The following is a 23733-nucleotide window of genomic DNA, read 5'->3' on the forward strand; positions in this document are numbered from 1 at the left end:
GTGTTATTTTTCTATCGTTAACAAGGTACTTTTTGATCCTTCCATCCGGCCTGATACCACAGCGCTTCCCGAAGGCAGTCGAAGCTTAATCAATGCACGACCATTGTAGGCCTGCACTTTTTTCGACCCCGTAGAAGTGCCTTGGTCGACGATCAACTGACCATCGCCGGTCGAACCAAAATAGATCCAATCCTTTGCATCGAGACAGGGGGTATTGGTATTATCCACAATTTGAGCTTGCACAGTGATCATATCGCCTTCCGTGGCAATTTTTTCCACAAGAAGTTTTGCCGGTTTACCCCACTTTTTTGTCTGATACTGCTGTTCAATTTCATCCATGAGAATTTCCCGGCCGTTTTTCGCGACAGCTTTAATCTGATTGCTTCCTTCGTTTAGTTTCACCATCCAGCGCAAACCTGCCGCTGGAAAATCTTGGCTATTTCTTTTCTTTAGTCCTTGACTTTTGCCATTGACAAAAAGCTCAACCTCCTTGGCATTGGAATACACCTTGATCATTTTCGACTCGTCTTTTTCACCCCAACGGACCAGCCAGCTATGGCCATAAATATGCAACATTGGCTTCTCGGTCCAATACGACTGGAATACGTAGTACGATTCTTTTTTGGTAAAATCCCGTTCAACAACACCCTTCTGATTGACATAAGGCACAGGATTGTCTGGCCGGACCGGAGTTGAAAAATCTTTAAATGGCCAGTAGGCTGTTCCCGTGAGCCAAGGCATGGTTTCCTGTTCCTTTAAGTGCCAATCGATGAGATTACAGATGTAGCTTTCACTCCAATCGCCATCTTTAGAAACGCGTGCTGCTCCACCAATGAGCGACGCATCGCCTGCCCGTTCATCTGTTGTACCATCACCTTTGATTTTAGCTAGAGCACGGTCAGGGTCCTCTGCATGTCGTCTTGCATGACTATCCCCGCCCCACTCCACATGAAGGAAATGCTTTACCTTTTTCATTTCTTCCTCGGAGGCTGCTTTATAGTCGGTATAAACGCCTCTATACCAACCCGCCCAAATGGACGGAGAATAAACATCAACAATATCTTTACAGAAATCACAACGTCGTATCGCTGTTTTCCGGCTTGGGTCCAATTGATGAGCTAAGCCATTGAGTTCACTCATATAAGCTCTTATCTTCGCCTGATCAAACTCCGTAAAATCACCGGGCCAATCATTTTCGTTGCCGAGGCCCCAAATAATGACCGATGGATGATTATAATGCTGTTCAATCATATTGGTTAACATCCGTTTTCCCTGAAGCTGATAGACCTCTCCACCCAATCCACCTCTGCACCATGGAATCTCTTCCCAAACCAAAATACCCAGACTATCGCAGGCCTCAAGCACTTTACGACTCTGCTGATAATGTCCCAAGCGTATAAAGTTTACACCCATCTCTTTCATCAGGGTCATCTCCTGTAAGATCTGATCGTCAGTCATTGCTGCAGCAACTCCGGCATGGTCTTCATGACGATGGGTACCGCGCAGCAAAAGCCTTTTCCCATTTAGCAGAAAAGGACCATTCTCCTTAAATTCTACCTGTCTAAAGCCAAAGGCAGTCTCTTCTTTAAATATTTGCTCATTGCTTTTAACCGTGGTAACCAAACGGTACAAGGCCGGTTGATCAGGGCTCCAAAGCTGTGGCTTCTTGACCATGAATTGTCCAAATTCAAGATTTAATACGCCCTTATTAACCTGTGGTTGCTGGGTTTGCACGATTTTTCCAGCGGGGTCGTAGAGCTGCATTTCGACTTCAAAATTAGTCTGAGCCGAAAATGGCATCAGTCGTCCACGGACGTTGGCTACCCCCTGCCTGCCATCAGCCCCTACTGACGCCTCAACAAATACACGTTCCAAGGCTGTCTGCGGAACATATTTCAGGTTTAGATGTCTGTAAATACCGCCATAGACGTTAAAATCAGACAGATTGGAGGGGATCATTTCTAAATCACGCGAATTATCCACACGAATTGAAAGCGGTATTTTACCCTTAAACTGTTTTTTAAAAGCAGCTGTTTTTTTAAACTTTTCAACCGCATCCGTAATATCCACAGTCCATTCGTCGTATCCACCAACGTGCTCCCCAACTTTAACGGTATGGATATAAACAGCTGTCTTTTGTCCGGCTCCTTCAAAATGAAGGAGGGTGTGACCATTTAAATAGGGGTTGTCGATCTCCAGCGATTTTCTATACCAACTGGGTCCCTGATAATAATTGATAGCTGGATCAACAGCGTCCAGCGCATTATAACAATGCGGTAGATCTACCTGCTGCCACAATGGAACAGATTCGGGATTACCGGCTCCCACCGGCCTTACAGCTTCCCAGATTCCACCCAGATCGCTCTTTAAGAAATCCCAGCCATGATCAATCCGCTTAACTTCCTGAGCGTGGAGCTGAGCAACTCCAAAAGTCAACAACAACGCAACTATTTTATTCAATCTACTTTTCTTCATTATGCTATTTTAGTATCTGCTTTCCATTTTATCGGCCTTACTCGTCCAAAGCTCCAGTTTTCATGTTCTTTGCTCCGGGCTCTTTTTCGCGCTTAAATTTGCCAGCCACTTCGATCTTAATCACCGTAGCAACAGAATCAATGGCCTGCTCAGGCACGGCAATCTGAATACCATTGGCATTCGATTTTACCTTTAACACTTGATTATTGGCTAAAAGACTAGCTTTTAAAACTTTATTTTCAATCGGAAGTTCAACTATTCCATTTTTTGGCCAGTCAAATACAGAGACATACAAATAAGTCCGCTTTCCATCTTCCTTTAGGGTACACCGCCCCCATTCAAATGGCTGTAAAGGACTACTCTTGGTTGCGTAGATCGCTTCACTATTGACTTTCATCCATTTGCCAATTACAGCCAAACGTTCTATACTCTCCTGCGGGAAGGATCCGTCGGGTTTTGGGCCAACGTTCAACAGGTAATTTCCACCTTTGGAAGCAATATCAACGAGATTGCGGATCAAGGTTTCGGCAGACTTCCATTTATGATCCGATGTGCGGTAGCCCCAAGTACCGTTCATGGTCATACAGGTTTCCCAATGTTTGCCTTCGAGTTCACTCCAATCTGGAATTTTTTGCTCCGGCGTTTTGGTATCGCCGGGGAAATTAGGCCGTTTCAATCGATCATTCGTGATAATATTGGGTTGTAATGCCAATTGGTCCTGAAGCATATTTGCAGCTTCGTCGGTCATATTGGTTGGCGTATCCCACCATAGTACAGCAATATCGCCATAGTTACTCAACAATTCTTTGACCTGAGGTACGGATACGTTTTTGATATAGTCACTAAAACTCGCTGTTTCTTGTTTGGGGTCCCAATGGCCATGATGTGCTAGCGTGTAGTCATCGATACGGGTTGAATCTGGATTAGGCCAGCCTTCTCGCATTAACTTACGAGCAGCCGACCCACCAGGGTTATTCCAATCCTGCGCCTGTGAGTAATAAAAGCCAAGCTTCAGTCCATATTTTCGGCAGGCTTCGGCCAAAGGTTTCAAGACGTCTTTGCCATAGGGCGTAGCGTCCACCATATTCCACTTACTCGCTTTTGTTTCAAAGAGTGCAAAACCATCGTGGTGTTTGGCTGTGATAATCAAATATTTCATGCCCGCATCTTTCGCCATGAGTACCCATTCGTCTGGATTATAGGCGATGGGATTAAATTGTTTCGCCATGGCCTGATATTCATCAACTGGAATTTTTGATCGGTTCATAATCCATTCTGCTCCACCACGTGCCTGTTCGTGTCCCTTATAAACACCGCCGAACTGTGCATATACTCCCCAATGGATAAACATACCAAACCGGGCTTCCTCCCACCATTTCGTGCGTACACTATCTGGTAAGCGATTTACTTGCGCATTCAATGATCCCCTCCCTATCACCGTGATGAGGACAATTGACAAAAACATCTTATATATAGCTCTCATACCTAAATCTTTCTTTTTCTTAATTTAGAAACCCGGTGTTTGCTTAAAATTGTCATTACCTAAACTCTTGGCCATGTCTACCTCAGATTGCGGTACTGGCCATAAGGTATCTCTTGCCATAAATAACCGTGAAGCTCCATCCGGATCTTTGGTTTTATCCATCACCTCTTTGATCATCCCCCAACGTTTCAAGTCAAAATAACGTTGACCTTCCAAAGCCAATTCAATCCGCCGTTCATGACGGATAATATCGCGGAATTCATTTTTTGTCAGCGAACCGCTAAACTGTACGAGCGGCATTTTCACATCAGCTCTGGATCTTACCTTATTTAATGCATCCACAGCTGTTTGATCAGGCCCTGCACTTTCATTCTTCGCTTCTGCATACATCAATAAAATATCGGCATAGCGCAAGAATACCCAATCCTGATCGCTTTGTGTCGCGTAACTTGTTGGCCATTTCGATTCGTTGATATACTTTCTCGGTAAAAAACCACCCAACACGCCCTCGGCAACGGGATCAAAAGCGGAAGATGCTGTAGTTCCGCGCCATACACCGCGGTACATAATTGTTGACTTCAACCGTGGATCTCTATTTTCGTAAGGATTTTTAGCATCGTAAACTGTCGATTCTTTAATATCCTTTCCATCGATGGCATAATAAGAATCAACCAGATAACCCAGCGGTTGTATGGTCTTCAGATAAGAATACATCATATCTGCCGGACTATACATATTGGGTGGTAAAAATCGAGCGGAAAACATGATTTCGGGATTATTATTTTGTCCCGGCTTTCGGAACAGATCGCGGTATCCACCCTGATAGATCGAAAACTTGTTTTCATCCATAACAATCTTCGCTGTTGCAGCTGCCTCCGCCCATTTCTTCACCGTCAACAACACCTTTGTTTTGTACCCCAGTGCAGATCCCCGCACAGCATGTCCTTTATACCCTGTATTAGGCAGTTTTTCACTCGCATAATCTAAATCTGCCAAAATCGCTTCGATAATGTTGGTTTTAGGTGTTCTACCGAGCCGAATACTCGCATCGTCCATGCCCAGAGGTTCTAAAGTCAATGGCACATCACCGTACAGATTGGTCAACAAAAAGTAGTAATGGGCGCGGATAAAACGAGCCTCTGCTTTATATCGGTCACGGTCCTGCTGGCTCATGCTTGTAATACGGTCAATATTGGCAATCAATTTATTGCATGCTGCAATGGCCTGATACGAAATCTCATAGCCCTCAGATTGCATGCCACCCGTTGTCGAGGTGATTCCGGATCGCGAAATAATATTGAAGTTATTGGAGGTACTGGACACAAAAGCATCGTCTGAAAGCCCATCCCAAAACATACTTGCTCCACCCCAACCACCACGTGCATTGGATGAAGACGTCGAATTGTATCCTCGGCAAAGAAATTCATAACAGCCCGAGAGTGCCAAATCAGCATCAGTCTGCGTTTTCCAGAAGGTTGACTCCGAAATTTTATCCGTTGGATTTTTATTTAAAAAATCTTTTGTACAGCTACCCAATGCAGCTAAGGCTGCTAAGCTTAAATATAGATATGTTTTTTTTACGCTCTTTTTCATCTGTAATTTTTTTTTTTTACCACTCGATTAGAATGTGATGCTCGCCCCAAATGCGAATACTTTATTCTGCGGATGAGTCACATAACGTCCTGATGTTGCACCACCGCTTGATGAAACACCACGTTCGGGATCTAAACCAGGGAACTTGGAGAATGTGAGCAGGTTATCCGCCGCAAAATAAATGCGAAGGCCAGAAATACCAGCTTTGGACAAGGTGCTCTGTGGAATAGCATAGCCTACCTGAATATTTTTAAGGCGCAAGAAGGATCCATCTTTTAAAAAGAAAGTCGATGCAGTCCGTACATTATTTGCCGCAGGGGTATTTTCAGCACCCACTATTGGAAGCGATGCATTCGGATTCTCTGGAGTCCAAGCGTTCATCCAGTCGCGAGTGAACGTTCCGCCTTGCCTAAAGGGCACGATTCCCCACTCACTCACAAATATTTTTTGTCCCTGGGAACCAAAGAAAAAGGCTGTAAAATCAAAGTTCTTCCAAACAGCCGTCGCATTAAAGGAGTAATCGAAATCTGGATACGCTCCGGGCACGACAATTCGATCATTATTGTCCACAACTTTATCTCCATTAACGTCAGCAAATTTCAGATAGCCCGGTTGTGCTGGAATCTGTTGCACTGGAGAAGCTGCCACCTCTTCCTTCGAACGGAATATGCCCGTGTTCTCCAAAAGGTAAAAACTACCATAAGGTAAACCTTCCCGGATAATGGTATTGCCCGAGATACGTTCGGCCCCATATTTCATCACCTTGTTGCGATTGGCCTGAATATTTCCATTGAGGGTCAAGGATACCGCTCCAATTTTATCACGGTATTGCAGACCTAGTTCTATACCTCTGTTACGCAATTCACCATAATTTACGGTCGGTGCAGTCAATCCAATATAAGAAGGGAAAGCTGTAGATGCAGATAAAATATCGGATGTTACTTTGTTATACCAATCGAAAGAAGCGGTCAATTTGTTTTTCCATAAACCGATATCTACACCGAAATCCAAGACTTTGGTACTTTCCCATTTGATCCGGTCATTGGCCATGGCTACCTGACGAGCTCCCTGTTGGAGCGTTTCATCAAAAGGATAAGCAAAAGAGGAATTGTAAACAATCTGATATGGGTAGTTACCAATATTTTGATTACCCAATGTTCCAATGGAGGCTCTTAACTTTAGTTCATTAACAACTTCTTTCAATTTCGGACCAAAAAAGTTCTCATCCGAGACTTTCCAACCTCCAGATAATGAAGGGAAAAACGCCCATTTTCTATTTTCAGGGAAACGTGAAGAGGCGTCATAACGTGCATTCCCTTCGAGTAGATACTTGCCTTTGTAGTCATAGTTTAACCGACCATAATAAGACCTCAATGACCACTCATTGGTGACACCATTATTTGATTGTTGTCCAGCTCCGCCACCATCGAGCTCAAGCAGGTCATTGTTGGGAAATTGCAACCTACTTCCGAACAATTTTTGTGTTTTATTATATTCTGCCTGGGTTCCTGCCAGTACTTTCATGTTATGATTTCCAAAAGACTTATCGTAAGTCAATTGCGTATACCCGACTGGATATACATTGTTGTCGTCCGTTACTTCTAAGCCCTGACCACCTACATCAAGTTGTCTGGCAGGTAGGTCATCCGGTTTGGCGAACCACATGTATTGATTAATCACAGGTTTGTTGGTATAGTTTTTTGTAAAGCCATACGTCAACCCGCCGCTTGTCTTCCAATCCAGTCCATCCAATATTTTCACATTTAAAAAAATATTGCCTTGCATAAAATAATTGTTCAGTCTTGTAAATGCATTTTCAGCAACTGCAACAGGGTTTTTATTTGGGGATTGAAAAGGATATGCCCTAGACGAATAACGACCACTACCATCTGGTAATACAGGTCCATAAAGTGGTGATTGACTAATGGTAGACAAAAACTGATCTTCACTACCGTTTCTAGGATATTTCCGATCCCCATAATTCAAGGTGATACTTGAACCAAAACTTATCCGATCATTTATTTTAGAACCTAGGTTAAGCTGTAGATTATACTTTTTAAAAGAAGTCCCGATCATAATATCAGGCTGATTGACGTAGCCCAATATAACGTTGTAATTTGTTCCTCCGGCACCACCGCTTAAGCTTAAATTGTGCGTTTGCACCGGGACAGTTCTAAAGACAGCATCTAACCAGTTAAAATCGGGATATAATCTTTTATCTGTTGCATTTTTGTAGGCATCAATCATCTCCTGGCTAAAGGAAGCATTTGGATTTGTGACACCCGAGTTTTTATTTGCCTGATTATACAAGGTCATGTAATCAACGGAATTATATACGAGGTCTGGAAGAGCTGAGGCCTTGGTAATTCCGACATTATAATCGTAGCTCAGTTGTGTTTTTCCAGCTTTACCCTGTTTTGTCGTCACAAGAATGACTCCATTTGCTGCTCTTGCCCCATAGATAGCAGCTGAAGCGGCATCTTTCAATACGGTGATATTCTCGATTGCTTGGGGATTCAAATTTTCCAAACTACCGGGGATACCATCTACGATAACCAGTGGAGCAGAAGAGGCGCCGTAGGAACCCAATCCCCGTACCTGGAGATTCACATTTTCATTCCCCGCTTCTCCCGATCCTTGGGTAACACGAAGTCCGGGCATGCGACCTTGAAGTAACTGCGTTGGATTTGTAGCGATACGTTTGTTAAGCACCTTTCCATCGACAGCAGCAACAGCACCCGTTAGATTACTTTTTTTCTGGGTACCATAGCCTACTACAACCACTTCGTCAATCAGGCTACTGGACTCCTGCAGTACAAGATTAATGTGATCTTTCTTATCGACCTGCACTTCGGTTTTCTCTTTGCCTACCAGCGAAAATATCAGGACATCAATATCTCGCGCAAGAATCTGATAATTGCCGGCCCCATCGGTTACAGTGCCGTTTTTCACCCCCTTTATTTGTACGGTAACCCCCGCAAGAGGCTCGCCTGTTGAGGAGCTTACTTTTCCGGATATCTTTATTTGCGACTGGGCAAGCACCGCCGGTGCAGACATGCTCATCAACGAAAATAAAAGCAACCCCTTACCTACCGTTTTGGTCATCGGTGTTATCATAGTTGTTTTGGTTTATTTGGTTATTTAACGAAGTAAATGAACTCAAATATCAAAAATCGTTTACAGCAAAAGGAGTATTTTTTGTTCAAATTAGTGGAATAAATGGCTTCATTCCTGATTTTCAACACAATTAAATGGTTTAAAAAAAAAGAAAAATCCCCCCCCCTTGGCAGCTGCTAATTTTTCTTCCAACAATCGATCGGTTGATCTTCAAAATAAGCTATCGATCTGCCAGAGCATCCTACAACGCTAGAGATTATCAATTTTGCAATAAAATCGATATATTGCCCACAAATCAATTTAAAGTGAGGGAGTCGATGACAACAAAAAAATATAGGAACGTCTATATCTTTTGGTTTTGCAGCATGTTATTTTTTTTACTGCCCGAGGGTTACTGTCAAACAATCATACCCACAGGTACGCCTTTTGTCAAACAATACAAAAAAGACCAATACAAGGCTGGAAATCAAAACTGGTCTTTGGCAGTCGACAAAGATGGTCGTATTTATAGTGCCAATACCGAAGGTCTATTGCAGTTCGACGGACAATATTGGCGCATCTTTCCGCTTCCTAATCATTCCACGGTACGAAGTGTCGCAATCGGTAAAGATGGCAAGATTTACACCGGTGGAAGAGGTGAATTTGGCTATTGGACTTCCAAACCCTTTGGAAACTTGACTTATCAAAGTCTCTCTAAGCTGGTACAGGACAAAACCTACTTTCCAAACGAAGAAATCTGGAAAATCATTGTAGAAGACCAACGGGTATTTTTTCATACATTTTCGAAATCCTATATCTGGGAAAACAATCGTATACGGCAATTAACTGCTAAAGGTGAGCCTTTTTTATTTCCACATCAGCTCAACAATAAATTATTTTTTGAACAGCTGCCAAGTGGCCTGCATGAATTTAAACAGGATAAATTAATTCCTGTAAAAGGAAAAGATGTCTTGAAAGACAAAAATGTACTTGCCATCTTACCTTTCGACGCAACGACATCACTTATTGCCACCTCGCGAAACGGCCTCTACCTGATGAAAGCCGATGGAACAATCCTACCCTGGGCTGCTCCGGCAAATCAGCTCTTAAGCCAGTCACAAATAAACAATGGCTTATACCTCTACGATGGACAATATGCTTTTGGCACCATCCAAAACGGTGTTATTATCATCAATAAAAATGGGCAGGTCATTCAACATATCAATAAAAACAATGGTCTCCAAAACAATACTGTACTCAGTATTGTCAAGGACAATCAGAAGAATATCTGGGTGGGACTGGATAATGGTATTGACCGCATTGAAATCAATTCCCCATTATCATTCTACACTGATTTTGTCGGAAAAATAGGTACCGTTTATACATCGATAATCTATCAGGGAAAAATCTATCTTGGGACTAATAAAGGCTTATTTTCAAGTGAATGGAAGGGATTGACCAATTACAATTCATTAAATTTCTCTCAGATTCCAAATTCAAATGGTCAGGTTTGGACATTAGCACAATTTGGTGATGAGTTGATCTGTGGACATAATGACGGAACCTTCAAATTAGATAACGGGAAGCTTGAAAAGATCTCTCAGATTACCGGAGGATGGGTTTTCAAACCTATTTTTGGAACAAAAAATATTCTTCAGGGGAACTATACAGGCTTATCGAAATTCACGTTCGATGGTATACACCTAGCGTTCGTTCAGCAGTTCACAGGCGTTAAAGAACCGGTTCGATTCTTGGCGCAAAAAGATAACCATGCCTTTTGGATTGGCGATTGGGGACAGATACAACTACTCGGACTTGATGCGAATTTCCAGCAGGCAAAGATTTTATTTTCCTCCAAACAGGATAGTATCGCTTCAAAGAGGCAATTTACGGGGATTTATACCTTAGAAAATAATCTTGTATTTGCTACAGACAGCGGATTTCTCCAATTCGACAATATTGTGAAAAAATTCAGCTATGCCAATGAATTAAACACAGCGTTAGGCAGCTATAAAAATTCAAATAAGGTCATACCGATCAATACAAACAGCTACTGGTTTATTCAGAAGACTAAAATTGCTAAAGTAGATTTTGACAGTAAGGGCAAATTGCATATTGACTCCAATCTGCTCAGTCCCTTACAGGATCGAATGATGAATAACTATGAAAACATTCTCCCGATTGAAAACCAATACTATCTCATCGGTTTAGATGATGGATTTGCGATCTACCGTCATGCCGATAAATCACAAAAATACAGGTTGCCACTTCCGCAAATAGCGCAACTTGTCAACTTGACAACAGGCCAGGCTATTATCCCAGATTCAGCGTTTAAACTATCATCATCGGACAATAATCTTAGAATTAGCTTTTCAAGTCCATATTATTCGACTTCGCCACTTCAATACCAATATTATCTCGAAGGTTACTCAGACAATTGGTCCGAATGGAGTGAAACTGCCTATCAAGATTTCACAAATCTACCTTATGGAGAGTTTCAAATTAAAATCAGGGCGAAGGACAATATGGGGTCAGTTTCGGAAGTCCAGACATTTTCATTTACCATTCGGCATCCATGGTTTCTTTCTTGGTGGGCGAAGTTATTTTATACACTCGTCCTGATAACGCTCATCTATTTAGCTTACAGGTTTAATCTTCAACGGGAGCGCAAGCGTCAGTTTCAAATACGGCGAAAATGGCTAGAAGAGAAAAAGATTGCCTTGGAACGCGAAACAGAGCAAAAAGAAAAGGACTGGATTAAACTTAAAAACCAGCAATTAGAAGATCAGCTTCAATTAAAAAATAAAGAACTTGCCAATGCGGCACTCAATATCGTTTACAAAAATGAGATGTTGAACAATTTACACGCCGAGCTCAAACAGCTTAAAGATGCTGATGGCAACAAGCTGAGTTCGGATGAATTGAAAAAGATAAACAAGCTTATCGATGATGCCCATAACGACGATCGTGACTGGCATATTTTTGAAAGAAGCTTTAACGAATCACATGAGAATTTTTTCAAGAAATTGAAACAAGAGTTTCCTGATCTCGTCCCCAATGATCTGAAACTATGTGCCTATTTAAGGCTCAATATGTCGAGTAAGGAAATTGCCTCATTACTCAACATTAGTACACGCGGTGTCGAGATTAGACGCTATCGATTACGCAAAAAGTTAGGCATTCCAACAGACAAAAACCTTTCTGAATTCCTGATGGAACGTTAAATTTTCATCACAGACACTACATCATTACCACACACGAGCTTTAGTGTATAAAACACACTAAAGCTCGTGTTATTTCAGTAAAAACAACAACACAAAATACTGATTATGAAAAATATAAAATACAACAAAAGGTAGCCTGAGCAAGCCGAAATTTCATGTAGTAGTGATGTGAATATGTTAAATTTTGGCAAAGTTGTACTACATCAACATATTTGCTTCAGGGAAATAACCAACGTATTTTAAACAAACACCAAAAATTAACGATATGAGGAATCTATCCGCATTATTTTTGACATCCATGGTCGTATCGGTTGCCTATGGACAAACTTCGGTACAAGGAGTGGTCAAAGATGGCACAAGCATGATATCCATGCCTGGCGTCACCATTAGTATCAAAGGGAAAGCAGTATCTACAAAAACCGACGCAACGGGGAAATTTCAAATCAATGCCTCTCCTACCGACTCACTGGTCTTTAACTTTCTGGGTTATCGCACACAAACGGTATACATTGGTAATCAAACGCAACTCAATGTATTCTTAGAAAATCAAAATCAAGCATTGGAAGAGGTTGTTGTTATCGGTTATGGTACACAAAAGAAAGCAGATCTGACCGGATCGATCAGCTCCTTGAAATCATCCGATATCACGAAGCAACCTGCCATGTCGGCCATGCAATCCATCCAAGGTAAAGCTGCAGGTATCAATATTATTGCAAATGAAGCTCCGGGGTCATCACCCAATGTCATTATCAGGGGCTTAGGAACTGCCTTATCAGGACGGAATCCACTCTATATTGTCGACGGAATTGCACAAACAGATATTAATAATATCAACCCATCCGATATTGAATCTATGGATGTTTTAAAAGATGCATCCTCCGCATCTATTTACGGTCTTCGGGCGGCTAATGGCGTTATTATCGTGACGACGAAGAAAGGTAAAACCGGAACAACAAACATCAATTATGAAAGCTTTGCGGGTATAAAAAACGTATTGAACCGCGTGAAAATGGCCAACGCTGATCAGTTTAGAATATTTGCAAATGAATACCTCACCTCGACCAATGGGTCTTACCGTTTAGCTGAGAATCAAAAATATAATACAGATTGGTATGACGAATTATTACGTACAGGTTCTGTATTTAATAATGCTGTTAATATTTCTGGTGGAACTGAGAAAGTTGATTACTTCGTATCAGCAAACAATTATACCGAAAATGGTATTCTTGAAGGCTCCAAATTTGTAAGAAATACCATACGCAATAACAACGTATATAAATTTTTAAACAACCGCCTAAAGTTCAGCCAAAATTTAAATCTTACATTAACAAATGCAACACCTAAGCCTTATAGTGCTTTCACCACGGCTTACCGTCAGTCGCCACTTGCGCCCGTTATGTTTGATAATGGCCGTTACGGTTTAGGTCGTGTAAATACAACAACAGGTGTCGCTGGCATTGAGGCCGCACCAGGCCAAGCCATCGGAAATCTAAATTCTATTGGAAATCCAGTGTATGAGGTTTTACGCCAAAATGAAAGAACAAATACGCTACGCTTACAAGGAAGTTTTGAGGGAGAATTTAAGATTACAGATTATCTGAAAATCAATTCGCGTATTGGCGGGAATAAATTTTATTCGAAACAACGGATTTTTAATAATGTAAAAGATCAATGGTTAAATGCTAATACTTTATTGAATGAATCTGATTTCATCAAATTAAAGGAAAACAATCCAAAAGCGCTTGATTATGTAGACAACAGCTTGAAATATGAAAATCTAGAACAATTCCGCTGGTCTATCGAGAATTTCTTAACATTTAACAAGAATTTTGACAAGCATCATATTGAGGCGGTTGTGGGGATGTCGCGTGAGAAATACGACATAAACAGCATGAGTAGCCAAACGGGTTATAATGTACCTGAACAAGAGCAATACTGGAATATCAATCTTGCAAAAGGAACAACCAATTATGGTATTGTTGCGCTACAAACCTCTTATACTCCGAGGGCCTTAGCTTCGTATTTTGGACGTTTGCAGTACAATTACGATAGCAAATATTATTTAACGGCAACATTGCGTAGAGATGGATCAAGTGTTTTCCGTAATACAGGAAAATACTGGGGTACATTCCCATCGGTGGGATTAGGTTGGACGGTAACCAACGAAAGCTTTATGAAAGATGCCAGCTGGATTAATTTATTGAAAGTGCGCGGAAACTGGGGTAAATTAGGTAACCAAGATATCCCGCTAAATGTTTCCACAATTTTAACAAGTCCAGAAAGTTCAAATTACAACTACGTTTTTGGTCCTGAACAGAATATGGTTTATGGAAGCGCATATGGCACTCCAGCCGTAAATCTAACCTGGGAAGTAACCAGAGAAACGGGCGCTGGCGTAGACTTTGCGTTTCTAAACAATCAGCTTTCAGGATCCATTGACTACTATCATAAGCTGAATACCAATACTATTCTTGATGTCACACCGACTTACACCTCTCCATCCGAAAAAAACTTCTATGCGCATGGTGCTAAAGTATTAAACCAAGGTGTGGAAGTGGCCTTAAATTGGAACAAAAGTATAAGTCCGGAGTTCAGTTATACATTCGGTGTTAATTATTCATACAATAAAAATAAAGTAACGGAAGTGGTCCCGGCTTATGACCGTGCTACTGGAGGCAGTTTAAATAATGGGGAGATTACCAAACAGCTTCGCGTTGGACAACCGATCTATGGCTGGTGGATGTTTGAGGCAAATGGTGTCTTTCAAGATGCGGAAGATGTAAAAAATTACCCATCGTTTGGTGCTGCAAAACCTGGCTATCTGAAGTACAAGGATCAAAATGAAGATGGTGTCATCGATTCCCGCGACAAGGTTTTCTTTGGATCATTTTTACCGACTTCAACATATGGTATCAATGTTGGTGTTAATTATAAAGCTATTGATTTTAATGTTTCCGGATATGGTGTCGCAGGCAATAAGGTTTACAATGGTTTAAATAGCGTTCGTTCCAATGCAGGTGAGAACATCGCGTTATCAACTTTTGAAAATCGCTGGACTGGCGCAGGTTCAACCAATGAACATCCCGGTGCAGAAAGAGCATATTGGGCTTCGAGTTATTTCCTCGAATCGGGCGCTTATTTCCGTATCAATAATATCACTGTAGGATACACTTTCAATAACTTATATAGCTCGAGATCTAAATTAAGATTATATGTTACTGCTCAGAATCCATTTATATTTACGAATTATAGTGGTTTCTCTCCTGAACTTGCCGGCGACGGTAGTCCAAATTTAACTTCTGGTATTGAGCTTTCAGCTTATCCAACGACACGTAATTTCTTATTTGGACTTAACATGCAATTTTAATCACCTTAGTTTTGAAGACAATGAAAATTAACAAACTTTATATAGCAATTCTTCTTAGTGGGGGCATTGCATTGCAAGGCTGTAAAGACAACAACTTCTTAGATGTACCTTCTAAAGAATATGTTGAAGCCGAAGACAGTGAAGAAATCTACACACCCGAGCAATTTGTCAATGGTGTATATGGAATGTTTACTGATTGGGATTATTCTTTCTCTTACATCGGTATCACGGACATGCTTTCCGATAATGCGGATAAAGGTAGTTCAGCGACAGATGCCGGTGGTGACAAGTTAAGTTTAGACGAGTTGACTTACACTTCAACAACGGGTTCCTTTCTTTCCATGTGGACACGTTGGTATAAATCCATAGGGCGGGCTACACAAGCTATTGCATACACAGAAAAATTTGGACTGACAGACGAAGCTTATAAAAACAGATTGATTGCCGAAGCTCGTTTTCTGCGTGCATTGAACTATTTCTATCTTGTCCGCGGATGGGGCGATGTTCCTATCCAAGAACGTGATTTAATAAAAAGAGAACCCGCAGCTGAAGTTTACGCCTATATTGAAGCGGATTTACAATTTGCTATCAACAATCTTCCACTCAAATCTGCTTATGCTGCAAAAGATTTAGGTAGAGCGACCAAAGGTGCCGCACAAGGGTTATTGTCGAAAGTCTATTTGTATCAAAGCAAATGGCAACAAGCTGCCGACATGGCGAAAACTGTCATCACATCTGGAGGATATAGTCTCGAACCGGATTACGCAACAATTTGGCGTTTGGCTGGTGAAAATGGTCCCGAATCATTATTTGAATTTCAAGCAAGGGGCACCTCTATCGCACATGGTATCCAACAATATAGTCAAGTACAGGCACCTCGTGGAGGAGCGGTCAACTTAGGCTGGGGTTTTAATATCCCAAGCCAAAACTTATTGGATGCCTTCAATGCCGAAAAAGACAATATCCGCCGGGATGCCACAATTATTTTCAGGGGTGAAACCCTTTACGATGGCCGTCTGATTGACAATGGTGTAGAAAACCCAATGTATAATGAAAAAGCGTATTCCTCAGCAAATGGAGGTGCCGCTGACGGTGATAAAAACGTACGTTACCTCCGTCTGGGTGAAATTTATCTTATCCTGGCCGAAGCCGCAAATGAGGTTGGCAATAGCAGTGAAGCGCTGAATGCATTAAATACCGTACGCACACGCGTAAAATTAGCCAATGTAACAACAACCGACCAAACGCAGCTCCGTCAATTGATCTGGAAAGAAAGGCGTCTTGAATTGGCATTTGAACACGACCGTTGGTTTGATCTGGTGCGTACAAAACAGGCAAAAACAGCCATGGCTGCCAATGGAAAAACTTTCCAGGATAAAATGTTACTTTTTCCAATTCCAGAGAATCAACGTATTCAAACACCAGAAATGCCGCAAAATACCGGTTGGTAATCATTTATACAAAATAACTCCGTTCAAACGACCTATGGTCGTTTGAACATTTTTTCAAGAATTAAACAAGATATCCATGAGAAAACGAATAGCATATCCAGCGTTTAGCGGTATAGCTTTGGCGCTTATTCTCAGCAGTTCGTGCCAAAATACAACGACGAGCAGTCCAGAAAGTTCCTCAAAAATTGATTCAACAAGTGGAAGCAAGATCAATGAAGATTCGCTATTGACCACTATTCAGCAACATACATTTCAATATTTTTGGGAGGGCGCCGAACCAACTTCTGGTCTCGCTAGAGAACGCATTCATATGGATGGTGTTTACACCCAAAATGATCGTAATGTCGTGACCATAGGTGGTAGTGGCTTCGGACTCATGGGTATGATCGTCGCGATGGAACGTGGTTTTATCAGCCAGGAACAAGGCATTCAAAAGTTGAATCACATCATGGATTATCTTGGCAAAATCGAACGGTTTAAAGGAGCCTGGGCACACTGGTACGATGGTGAACTGGGTACAGCGAAACCGTTCAGTGAAAAAGATAACGGTGGCGACATTGTTGAAACGGCATTCTTAGCGCAGGGATTAATCGCAATTCGGGAGTATCTAAAAGATAAAGGTGATTCCGCCCAACTAATCGCTCAAAAAGCAGATAAGCTATGGAAAGAAATCAATTGGAATCACTATACAAACGGACAAAATGTTATTTATTGGCATTGGAGCCCTAAATTTAACTTCCAGCAAAATCATCCCGTCAGAGGATATGACGAGTGTCTTATTACCTATATTTTGGCAGCCTCATCCCCTACTTATCCGATTGCACCCCAGGTGTATCACGAGGGATGGGCAAGATCTGGTGCAATTAAAAGCTCCGCTAAAAAATATGACATTCCACTCGTGCTAAAGCACAATGCCAAAGAAGGTGAAGTGGGCCCGCTCTTCTGGGAACATTACTCCTATCTAGGATTGAGCCCCAAAGGATTAAAAGACCAATACGCAGATTATTGGGAGGCGACAAGCAATCATGTTAAGATCAATTTGGCATACGCCGATCTGAACCCAAAAGGGTACAAAGGCTATGGTTCAACGAAAGGTTGGGGCTGGACGGCCAGCTATTCCATCAACGGTTACGATGCACATCATCCAGACAACGATCCTGGTGTGATCTCCCCTACAGCGGCTTTATCGTCTATGCCCTACGCCCCACATGAAAGCATACAGTTTGCACAATACTTAAACAATCAGCTCGGCAATAAAATCTGGGGTAAATATGGCTACTATGATGCCTACAGTGAAACGGCAAATTGGTATCCACAACGTTATTTAGCCATCGATCAGGGGCCTATTATTGTCATGATCGAAAACTACAGAACCGGAAAAATCTGGGACCTATTTATGCAGGCTCCAGAAATTCAACAAGGACTAAAGAAACTCGGTTTTACCAGTCCTTATTTAAAGTAGTGGCCTATGGAATCATTTTCAATCCGTCACACGTTGAAAATGGTTCCTTCCACGAAAATAACAGGACATCTGATCAAGAAAACTCAGGGATCATCTTGAGCACTTGACATAAACTTACCCTATTGCGCGGAAAGCAAAATCCACGCGCACAAAAAAAATAATACGATGAAAAAAGTAGTAGGTACTTTCCTTCTTGCATTGCTCGCCTGGCATACAAGTCCAGCGCAATCCAATCCGAAAATGGACACATTCATTGATCAGCTTATGGCTAAGATGACTGTCGAAGAAAAGATTGGACAACTTAATTTGGTAACCGGTGGCGAAGCGACAACTGGAACCACTGTATCCACCGATGTGGATACCAAAATTAGAAACGGCCAAATCGGTGGTATTTTCAGCATGAGCACACCAGCGAAAATTCGCAAAACGCAAGAAATAGCCGTCAAGCAATCCCGCTTAAAAATACCCATCATTTTTGGGATGGATGTCATTCACGGTTATCGTACGGTATTCCCAATTCCCTTAGGTCTTGCTGCTACCTGGGATATGAACTTGATTCAACAATCGGCACGTATTGCCGCCGAAGAAGCTACCGCTGATGGAATTAATTGGGCATTTTCGCCCATGGTCGATATCTCGCGCGATCCACGCTGGGGCCGTATTTCCGAAGGTGCGGGTGAAGATACCTATCTAAGCTCGCGAGTTGCAGAAGCCATCGTCCATGGCTTCCAAGGGGATAACCTGGCAGCACATAACACCATGATGGCCTGTGTCAAACATTTCGCCTTATATGGTGCAGCAGAAGGTGGTCGTGATTACAATAGCACGGATATGAGCCTTCACCGCATGTACAACGAATATCTACCTCCTTATAAAGCAGCGATAGATGCGGGAGCAGGAAGTATCATGACTTCTTTTAACGATATCAATGGTGTCCCTGCCTCGGCAAATAAATGGTTAATGACGGATGTGTTACGTAAGCAATGGGGCTTTAAAGGATTAGTCGTAACTGATTACACTGCTGTAAACGAATTAACAGCACATGGCCTCGGTGACCTCCAACAGGTCTCGGCCTTAAGCCTGAATGCTGGCGTTGATATGGATATGGTCGGTGAAGGGTTTCTGACGACATTAAAAAAATCTTTAGATGCGGGCAAGGTCAAAATAGCAGACATCGATAGGGCCTGCCGGTTTGTTTTGGAAGCCAAGTATAAATTAGGCTTATTTGACGATCCCTACCGCTATTGTGACGAAAAACGGGCAAAAACTGTAATCGGATCGGCTGCCAATCATGCAAAAGCCCGGGAAATTGCAGCAAAATCTTTTGTCTTGCTGAAAAATGAAAACCAAGCACTTCCTTTAAAAAAAACAGGTACAATTGCTGTCATTGGTCCATTAGCCAATTCAGGTCCAAATATGCCCGGAACGTGGAGTGTCAGTGCTGAATTGGACAAAACAGCCTCTTTAGTGGAGGGAATGAAAGCCGTGTTGGGTAATCAAGTCAATATCCTCACACACCTGGGCAGCAATCTGTTGGAAGATCCAATTTACCAAAAGCATGCAACCATGTTTGGCCGTACCATAACACGCGATTCCCGAAAAGAAGAGGAGATCATCGCAGACGCTGTAAAAGTTGCTCAACAATCCGATGTGGTCGTGGCTGCCCTTGGTGAATCATCAGAAATGTCGGGTGAAAGCTCCAGTCGCTCCGAATTGGATATTCCGAAAAATCAACAGAACCTGTTAAAAGCATTACTGGCAACAGGAAAACCAGTTGTATTGGTGTTATTTACGGGTAGACCACTTACGCTTACTTGGGAAGATGCTCACGTACCAGCCATATTAAATGTGTGGTTTGGCGGAACGGAAACAGGAAAAGCAGTAGCCGATGTCTTATTTGGGGACGTCGTTCCTTCAGGTAAGATTACCGCCACCTTCCCACGCAATGTTGGTCAGATTCCGATCTATTATGCGCACAAAAACACCGGTAGACCCTACGGAAACTCGGGCGATTTTGAAAAATTCAAATCAAATTATCTCGATGTAAGCAATTCCCCACTCTACCCTTTTGGTTATGGATTAAGTTATACGACGTTTACCTATGGTGAAATTCGTCTTGACCGCAACACAATTGACGATAAAGGTACGCTGCTAGCAAGTATCGACATCTGCAATACAGGAAACTATGATGCGGAAGAAACCGTGCAGCTCTATATCCAGGATGTTGTTGGTCCTGTCACGCGTCCTGTAAAAGAATTAAAAGGCTTTCAAAAAATATTCCTCAAAAAAGGAGAGCAAAAAACGGTAAACTTTAACATCAAAGTAGATGATCTCAAATTTTTTGACAACAATCTGAATTACGTTGCCGAACCAGGAACTTTCAAAGTCTACATTGGTCCCAACAGCCGTGATGTCAAAGAAAAAGAGTTTGAATTGCTTTAAATCTATTGCATCTCTATAAAAAAACAAGGCGACACTTCGAAAATAAGTGCCGCCTTGTCTATGTTTAACGATGTCTATGTTTAGTCATTGCTATTTCTAGCTACTCCATATTCCCATCAAAGCTTTCAAACAATAAACGCAATTCCGCCGCTTTTTCTGGATATTCCGTTAAAATATTGGTTCTTTCACTCGGATCCCAGGCAATGTTATGTAGTTCTTCAATAGCATCATAAGGTTTACCCGAAATCTGATTGACTCCACCCGCTATCCGACGATACTTCCAGTCACCTGACCGAACCGCCTCAACATGTCCATAATTCACTAAAAATATTGGTCTATGTGCTGTTTTTAAATCTTCCGATTTGCCGTTCAATAAAGAATCGATCGCTTGACCATCGATAGATTTCTTCGGCAATGATGCACCGGTCCATTTGGCGATGGTCGGCAACACATCCAAGTTGCTAATTGCCTGTCGAAGAACTTTCCCTTCTTGGGCATAGCCCTTTCCATAAACAATGAACGGTACACGGACGCCACCTTCTGTTGTTTCGGCTTTAGAACCTTTGAAGACACCTGCAGTACCCACATGCCAGTTCTTTGTAGCGTGATCGTCAGACATTCGCGATGGATAAGCTATCCAGGGACCATTATCACTTGAAAAAATTAAAATGGTGTTATCGGCGAGGCCTTTTCGCTCAACCGTTTTCCAGAGCTCCGAAAAATTATGATCCAGCTCCTGCATCACCGCACCCAGAGGGCCTGCATTTTGCTGATCTGCAAATCGGTTCTTTTTGTTGGCAAATGCCAAAGGAAGATGCGGAAAATTATGCGCATAGTATAAAAAGAATGGATGATCTTTATCTTGATCTTCGATAAACTTCACTGTTTCTTTGTGATAAAGTGCGCTCAGATCCGAATCGTCGGGTGCCACGACTTCAGGTTTCCGATTCCGGAAGATCTTAATGACAGAGTCGGTCTTTACATAAGGATCGCGGTAATCGTGGCTATACAGCATGCCATAAAAAGAATCGAAGCCTTGCTGATTAGGATGATGGTAAGTTTGTTTATCTCCTAAATGCCATTTTCCGACCAATGCTGTCCGATAGCCTACCTTTTTTAATAATTCGGCAATCGTTTCCTCTTCATCAGGCAAGCCTAAATCTGAGCCTGGACCGATTGGTGCTGGAAGATTACAACGTGAAGCATATCTCCCGGTTAATAAAGAAGCTCTTGAAGGTGTACACGAGGGCGTAGAAACCATAAAGTTTGTTGCTCTCACGCCCTTACTGGCGATCGAATCCAAAAAGGGGGTTGAAATATTCGGACTTCCATAACAGCCAAGGTCGCTATATCCGAGATCATCGGTCAAAATTAAGATAATATTAGGCTTTTTTTGCTGGGCATTGGCAAAAGCCACCAGTAAAAATAAAGCCATAGCGGTCATAAATTTAGTGTATCGCATCATAGTTGTATGAGTTAATTGGATTCGTGCCACAAGATAACAATTTTTACCAATTTGGATTCTGTTTTAAATTCGGATTGAGGTTAATTTCCCGTTGTGGAATGGGCCAGAGATAATGCTTTTTCGCATCAAAAACACGGCTTTCGGAGGCTGCTTCAACGACAACTGCCTCTCCGTTATTATTTTGATAGGTGATGCCATACACTTTACCAGGAACAACCTTTTCAGCAGTTTTCCATCGTCTTATATCCGCGAGATGCAACCCCTCAAATGCCAGTTCCACCGTACGCTCGCGACGAACCAACTGGCGAAGTTGCTCCTGATTTGCTTGATTACTTGTTATTGGAAGTTTTACATCCGTTCGTGAATTTCTAATTTGGTTGATGGCATCGTAAACACTGCCATCAATTTCGCCGAGCTCAATTTTTGCTTCCGCATAGGTCAATAATATCTCAGCATAACGTAATAGTATAATATTCAAGCCACTTTTAGAAGGGTTTGCCAAATCCTTTTTATCGATATACTTCTTTATATTGAAACCTGTTGTAGAAGCAATATAGGTGCTCCCCACAGCATCGGCAGTCCCACTATTTGGTGCTGGATGAAAAATTGCTCCATTTGGAAGTGGATCGCCATCCAAAAAAATTGAAAAAGCAAGCCTCGGGTCACGATTTTTATAGGGATTTTTGGGATCATAACCACTATTGGCATCCGTAATTAAATCACCTTTGGATGTGGTATAGCTATCGACCAAGGCTTTGGTAGGCACATAGGTACTCTGCCCATTTTGTTGGCTATAGGAGGCTAAGAGGTTAAAGACACTTTGCGTGTATATATTCTCCAGAAATTGCTTATCCAACAATACCTCTTTGTTATTTTCAGCTGCATACGTAAACAGATTTGCGTACGAAGGGTAAAGCTCGAATCGTTTGCCATCGATAATCGTTTTTGCTGCCTTTGCTGCTGCTGCAAAACGTCCTGCATATAAATCCGACCGGGCTTTCAGGCCCAATGCGGCCCAACGGGTTATGCGTCCGATATCGTTACTGGAGTAGCTTTCAGGCAAACTTGCCGCAGCCAGTTCCAATTCGCTGTCGATAAAATCATAGATTTCAGATAGCGTCGCTTGTTGTACTTCTCTTCCTTCCTGTAGTGTCAATGGTGCCTTTACCAGAGGAACTGCACCGAATAAATAGGCCAATTTGATATATTGATAGGCTCTTAACACGCGCGCTTCGCCGATATATCGAGCAATCAATGTTTCATCTTTGCTGCCCTCGATTTTACCAACATTCGCCAAAAAGTAATTGGCTGCACCGATTCCTTTATAGGCACTGCTCCAGGTGTTGTACAACCGAGAACTTGAAGCATCATAGGTACCCAATTCAATATAGGCATCCACAGCGAAAGGCTGATTGACATGGGCTATATCCGTCAATGCATCGGAATAGAAGATTTCTGCTCCATCCAGGTCGTTGTAGAGCGCATTTACAGCTAGCTCCGCATCGGCTTGGCTCTTCCAAAATATATTTTCCGACAGGCGGTCGGTAGGTACAGCATCTAACAGATTCTTATCACAGCTAATCAGCATAAGCGAAAACAGTCCGAAACTGAAAATCAGGTTTCTTTTTTGATATAGATAGTTGTAAAATTTCATTCGTTTTCAATTATATATTAT

Annotated in this window: 11 protein-coding genes; 5 read left to right on the top strand and 6 right to left on the bottom strand. The window is 42.1% G+C overall.

Annotated elements, in window-relative coordinates:
• Positions 1 to 3: 3 nt before the first annotated feature.
• The 4 genes from B3P16_RS22050 to B3P16_RS22065 are packed head-to-tail and all read right to left on the bottom strand — an operon-like array spanning position 4 to position 8668.
• Positions 4 to 2475: a glycoside hydrolase family 2 TIM barrel-domain containing protein gene (locus B3P16_RS22050; protein WP_286844332.1), complete on the bottom strand. Its 2472-nt coding sequence runs from the start codon at positions 2473 to 2475 to the stop codon at positions 4 to 6.
• Between the two features lie 37 nt (positions 2476 to 2512).
• The gene (locus B3P16_RS22055; RefSeq protein WP_286844333.1) at positions 2513 to 3958 is read right to left on the bottom strand and encodes an alpha-L-fucosidase; all 1446 of its coding nucleotides are present in this window, start codon (positions 3956 to 3958) and stop codon (positions 2513 to 2515) included.
• A gap of 24 nt (positions 3959 to 3982) precedes the next feature.
• Positions 3983 to 5551, bottom strand: coding sequence for a RagB/SusD family nutrient uptake outer membrane protein (locus tag B3P16_RS22060; RefSeq protein ID WP_286801540.1), 1569 nt, complete (start codon positions 5549 to 5551; stop codon positions 3983 to 3985).
• Between the two features lie 27 nt (positions 5552 to 5578).
• Positions 5579 to 8668 (bottom strand): SusC/RagA family TonB-linked outer membrane protein, encoded by a 3090-nt coding sequence (locus B3P16_RS22065; RefSeq protein WP_286844335.1) that lies wholly within the window; start codon positions 8666 to 8668, stop codon positions 5579 to 5581.
• A gap of 365 nt (positions 8669 to 9033) precedes the next feature.
• Here B3P16_RS22065 and B3P16_RS22070 point away from each other — a divergent pair, with 365 nt between their 5' ends.
• From B3P16_RS22070 to bglX, 5 genes are all read left to right on the top strand, one after another.
• Positions 9034 to 11871, top strand: a complete 2838-nt coding sequence (locus tag B3P16_RS22070) for a helix-turn-helix and ligand-binding sensor domain-containing protein (RefSeq protein ID WP_286844337.1) — start codon at positions 9034 to 9036, stop codon at positions 11869 to 11871.
• Positions 11872 to 12136: 265 nt separating this feature from the next.
• A complete protein-coding gene (locus tag B3P16_RS22075) occupies positions 12137 to 15238 on the top strand; it encodes a SusC/RagA family TonB-linked outer membrane protein (RefSeq protein WP_112374163.1) in 3102 nt (1033 codons plus the stop codon).
• A gap of 20 nt (positions 15239 to 15258) precedes the next feature.
• Positions 15259 to 16689: a RagB/SusD family nutrient uptake outer membrane protein gene (locus B3P16_RS22080; RefSeq protein WP_112374162.1), complete on the top strand. Its 1431-nt coding sequence runs from the start codon at positions 15259 to 15261 to the stop codon at positions 16687 to 16689.
• Positions 16690 to 16765: 76 nt separating this feature from the next.
• Entirely contained in the window at positions 16766 to 18151 is a 1386-nt protein-coding gene (locus tag B3P16_RS22085) for a glucoamylase family protein (RefSeq protein WP_286844339.1), read from the top strand.
• 165 nt (positions 18152 to 18316) lie between these two features.
• On the top strand, positions 18317 to 20593 hold the full coding sequence (gene bglX / locus B3P16_RS22090) for a beta-glucosidase BglX (protein ID WP_286844340.1): 2277 nt from the start codon (positions 18317 to 18319) through the stop codon (positions 20591 to 20593).
• Positions 20594 to 20693: 100 nt separating this feature from the next.
• On the opposite strand, the gene B3P16_RS22095 is transcribed toward bglX, so the two are convergent.
• Both B3P16_RS22095 and B3P16_RS22100 read right to left on the bottom strand, forming a co-directional pair.
• Entirely contained in the window at positions 20694 to 22028 is a 1335-nt protein-coding gene (locus B3P16_RS22095) for a sulfatase-like hydrolase/transferase (protein WP_286844341.1), read from the bottom strand.
• A gap of 73 nt (positions 22029 to 22101) precedes the next feature.
• Entirely contained in the window at positions 22102 to 23712 is a 1611-nt protein-coding gene (locus tag B3P16_RS22100) for a RagB/SusD family nutrient uptake outer membrane protein (protein ID WP_115047983.1), read from the bottom strand.
• Positions 23713 to 23733 lie beyond the last annotated feature (21 nt).

This window comes from Sphingobacterium sp. UBA7631 (assembly GCF_002483935.1).
GTDB lineage: Bacteria > Bacteroidota > Bacteroidia > Sphingobacteriales > Sphingobacteriaceae > Sphingobacterium > Sphingobacterium multivorum.

What these genes read in the sequence shown, in the direction of transcription:
- B3P16_RS22050 (WP_286844332.1), bottom strand. Translation starts at nt 2,475, where the DNA reads ATGAAGAAAAGTAGATTGAATAAAATAGTTGCGTTGTTGTTGACTTTT.
- B3P16_RS22055 (WP_286844333.1), bottom strand. Translation starts at nt 3,958, where the DNA reads ATGAGAGCTATATATAAGATGTTTTTGTCAATTGTCCTCATCACGGTG.
- B3P16_RS22060 (WP_286801540.1), bottom strand. Translation starts at nt 5,551, where the DNA reads ATGAAAAAGAGCGTAAAAAAAACATATCTATATTTAAGCTTAGCAGCC.
- B3P16_RS22065 (WP_286844335.1), bottom strand. Translation starts at nt 8,668, where the DNA reads ATGATAACACCGATGACCAAAACGGTAGGTAAGGGGTTGCTTTTATTT.
- B3P16_RS22070 (WP_286844337.1), top strand. Translation starts at nt 9,034, where the DNA reads ATGTTATTTTTTTTACTGCCCGAGGGTTACTGTCAAACAATCATACCC.
- B3P16_RS22075 (WP_112374163.1), top strand. Translation starts at nt 12,137, where the DNA reads ATGAGGAATCTATCCGCATTATTTTTGACATCCATGGTCGTATCGGTT.
- B3P16_RS22080 (WP_112374162.1), top strand. Translation starts at nt 15,259, where the DNA reads ATGAAAATTAACAAACTTTATATAGCAATTCTTCTTAGTGGGGGCATT.
- B3P16_RS22085 (WP_286844339.1), top strand. Translation starts at nt 16,766, where the DNA reads ATGAGAAAACGAATAGCATATCCAGCGTTTAGCGGTATAGCTTTGGCG.
- bglX (WP_286844340.1), top strand. Translation starts at nt 18,317, where the DNA reads ATGAAAAAAGTAGTAGGTACTTTCCTTCTTGCATTGCTCGCCTGGCAT.
- B3P16_RS22095 (WP_286844341.1), bottom strand. Translation starts at nt 22,028, where the DNA reads ATGGCTTTATTTTTACTGGTGGCTTTTGCCAATGCCCAGCAAAAAAAG.
- B3P16_RS22100 (WP_115047983.1), bottom strand. Translation starts at nt 23,712, where the DNA reads ATGAAATTTTACAACTATCTATATCAAAAAAGAAACCTGATTTTCAGT.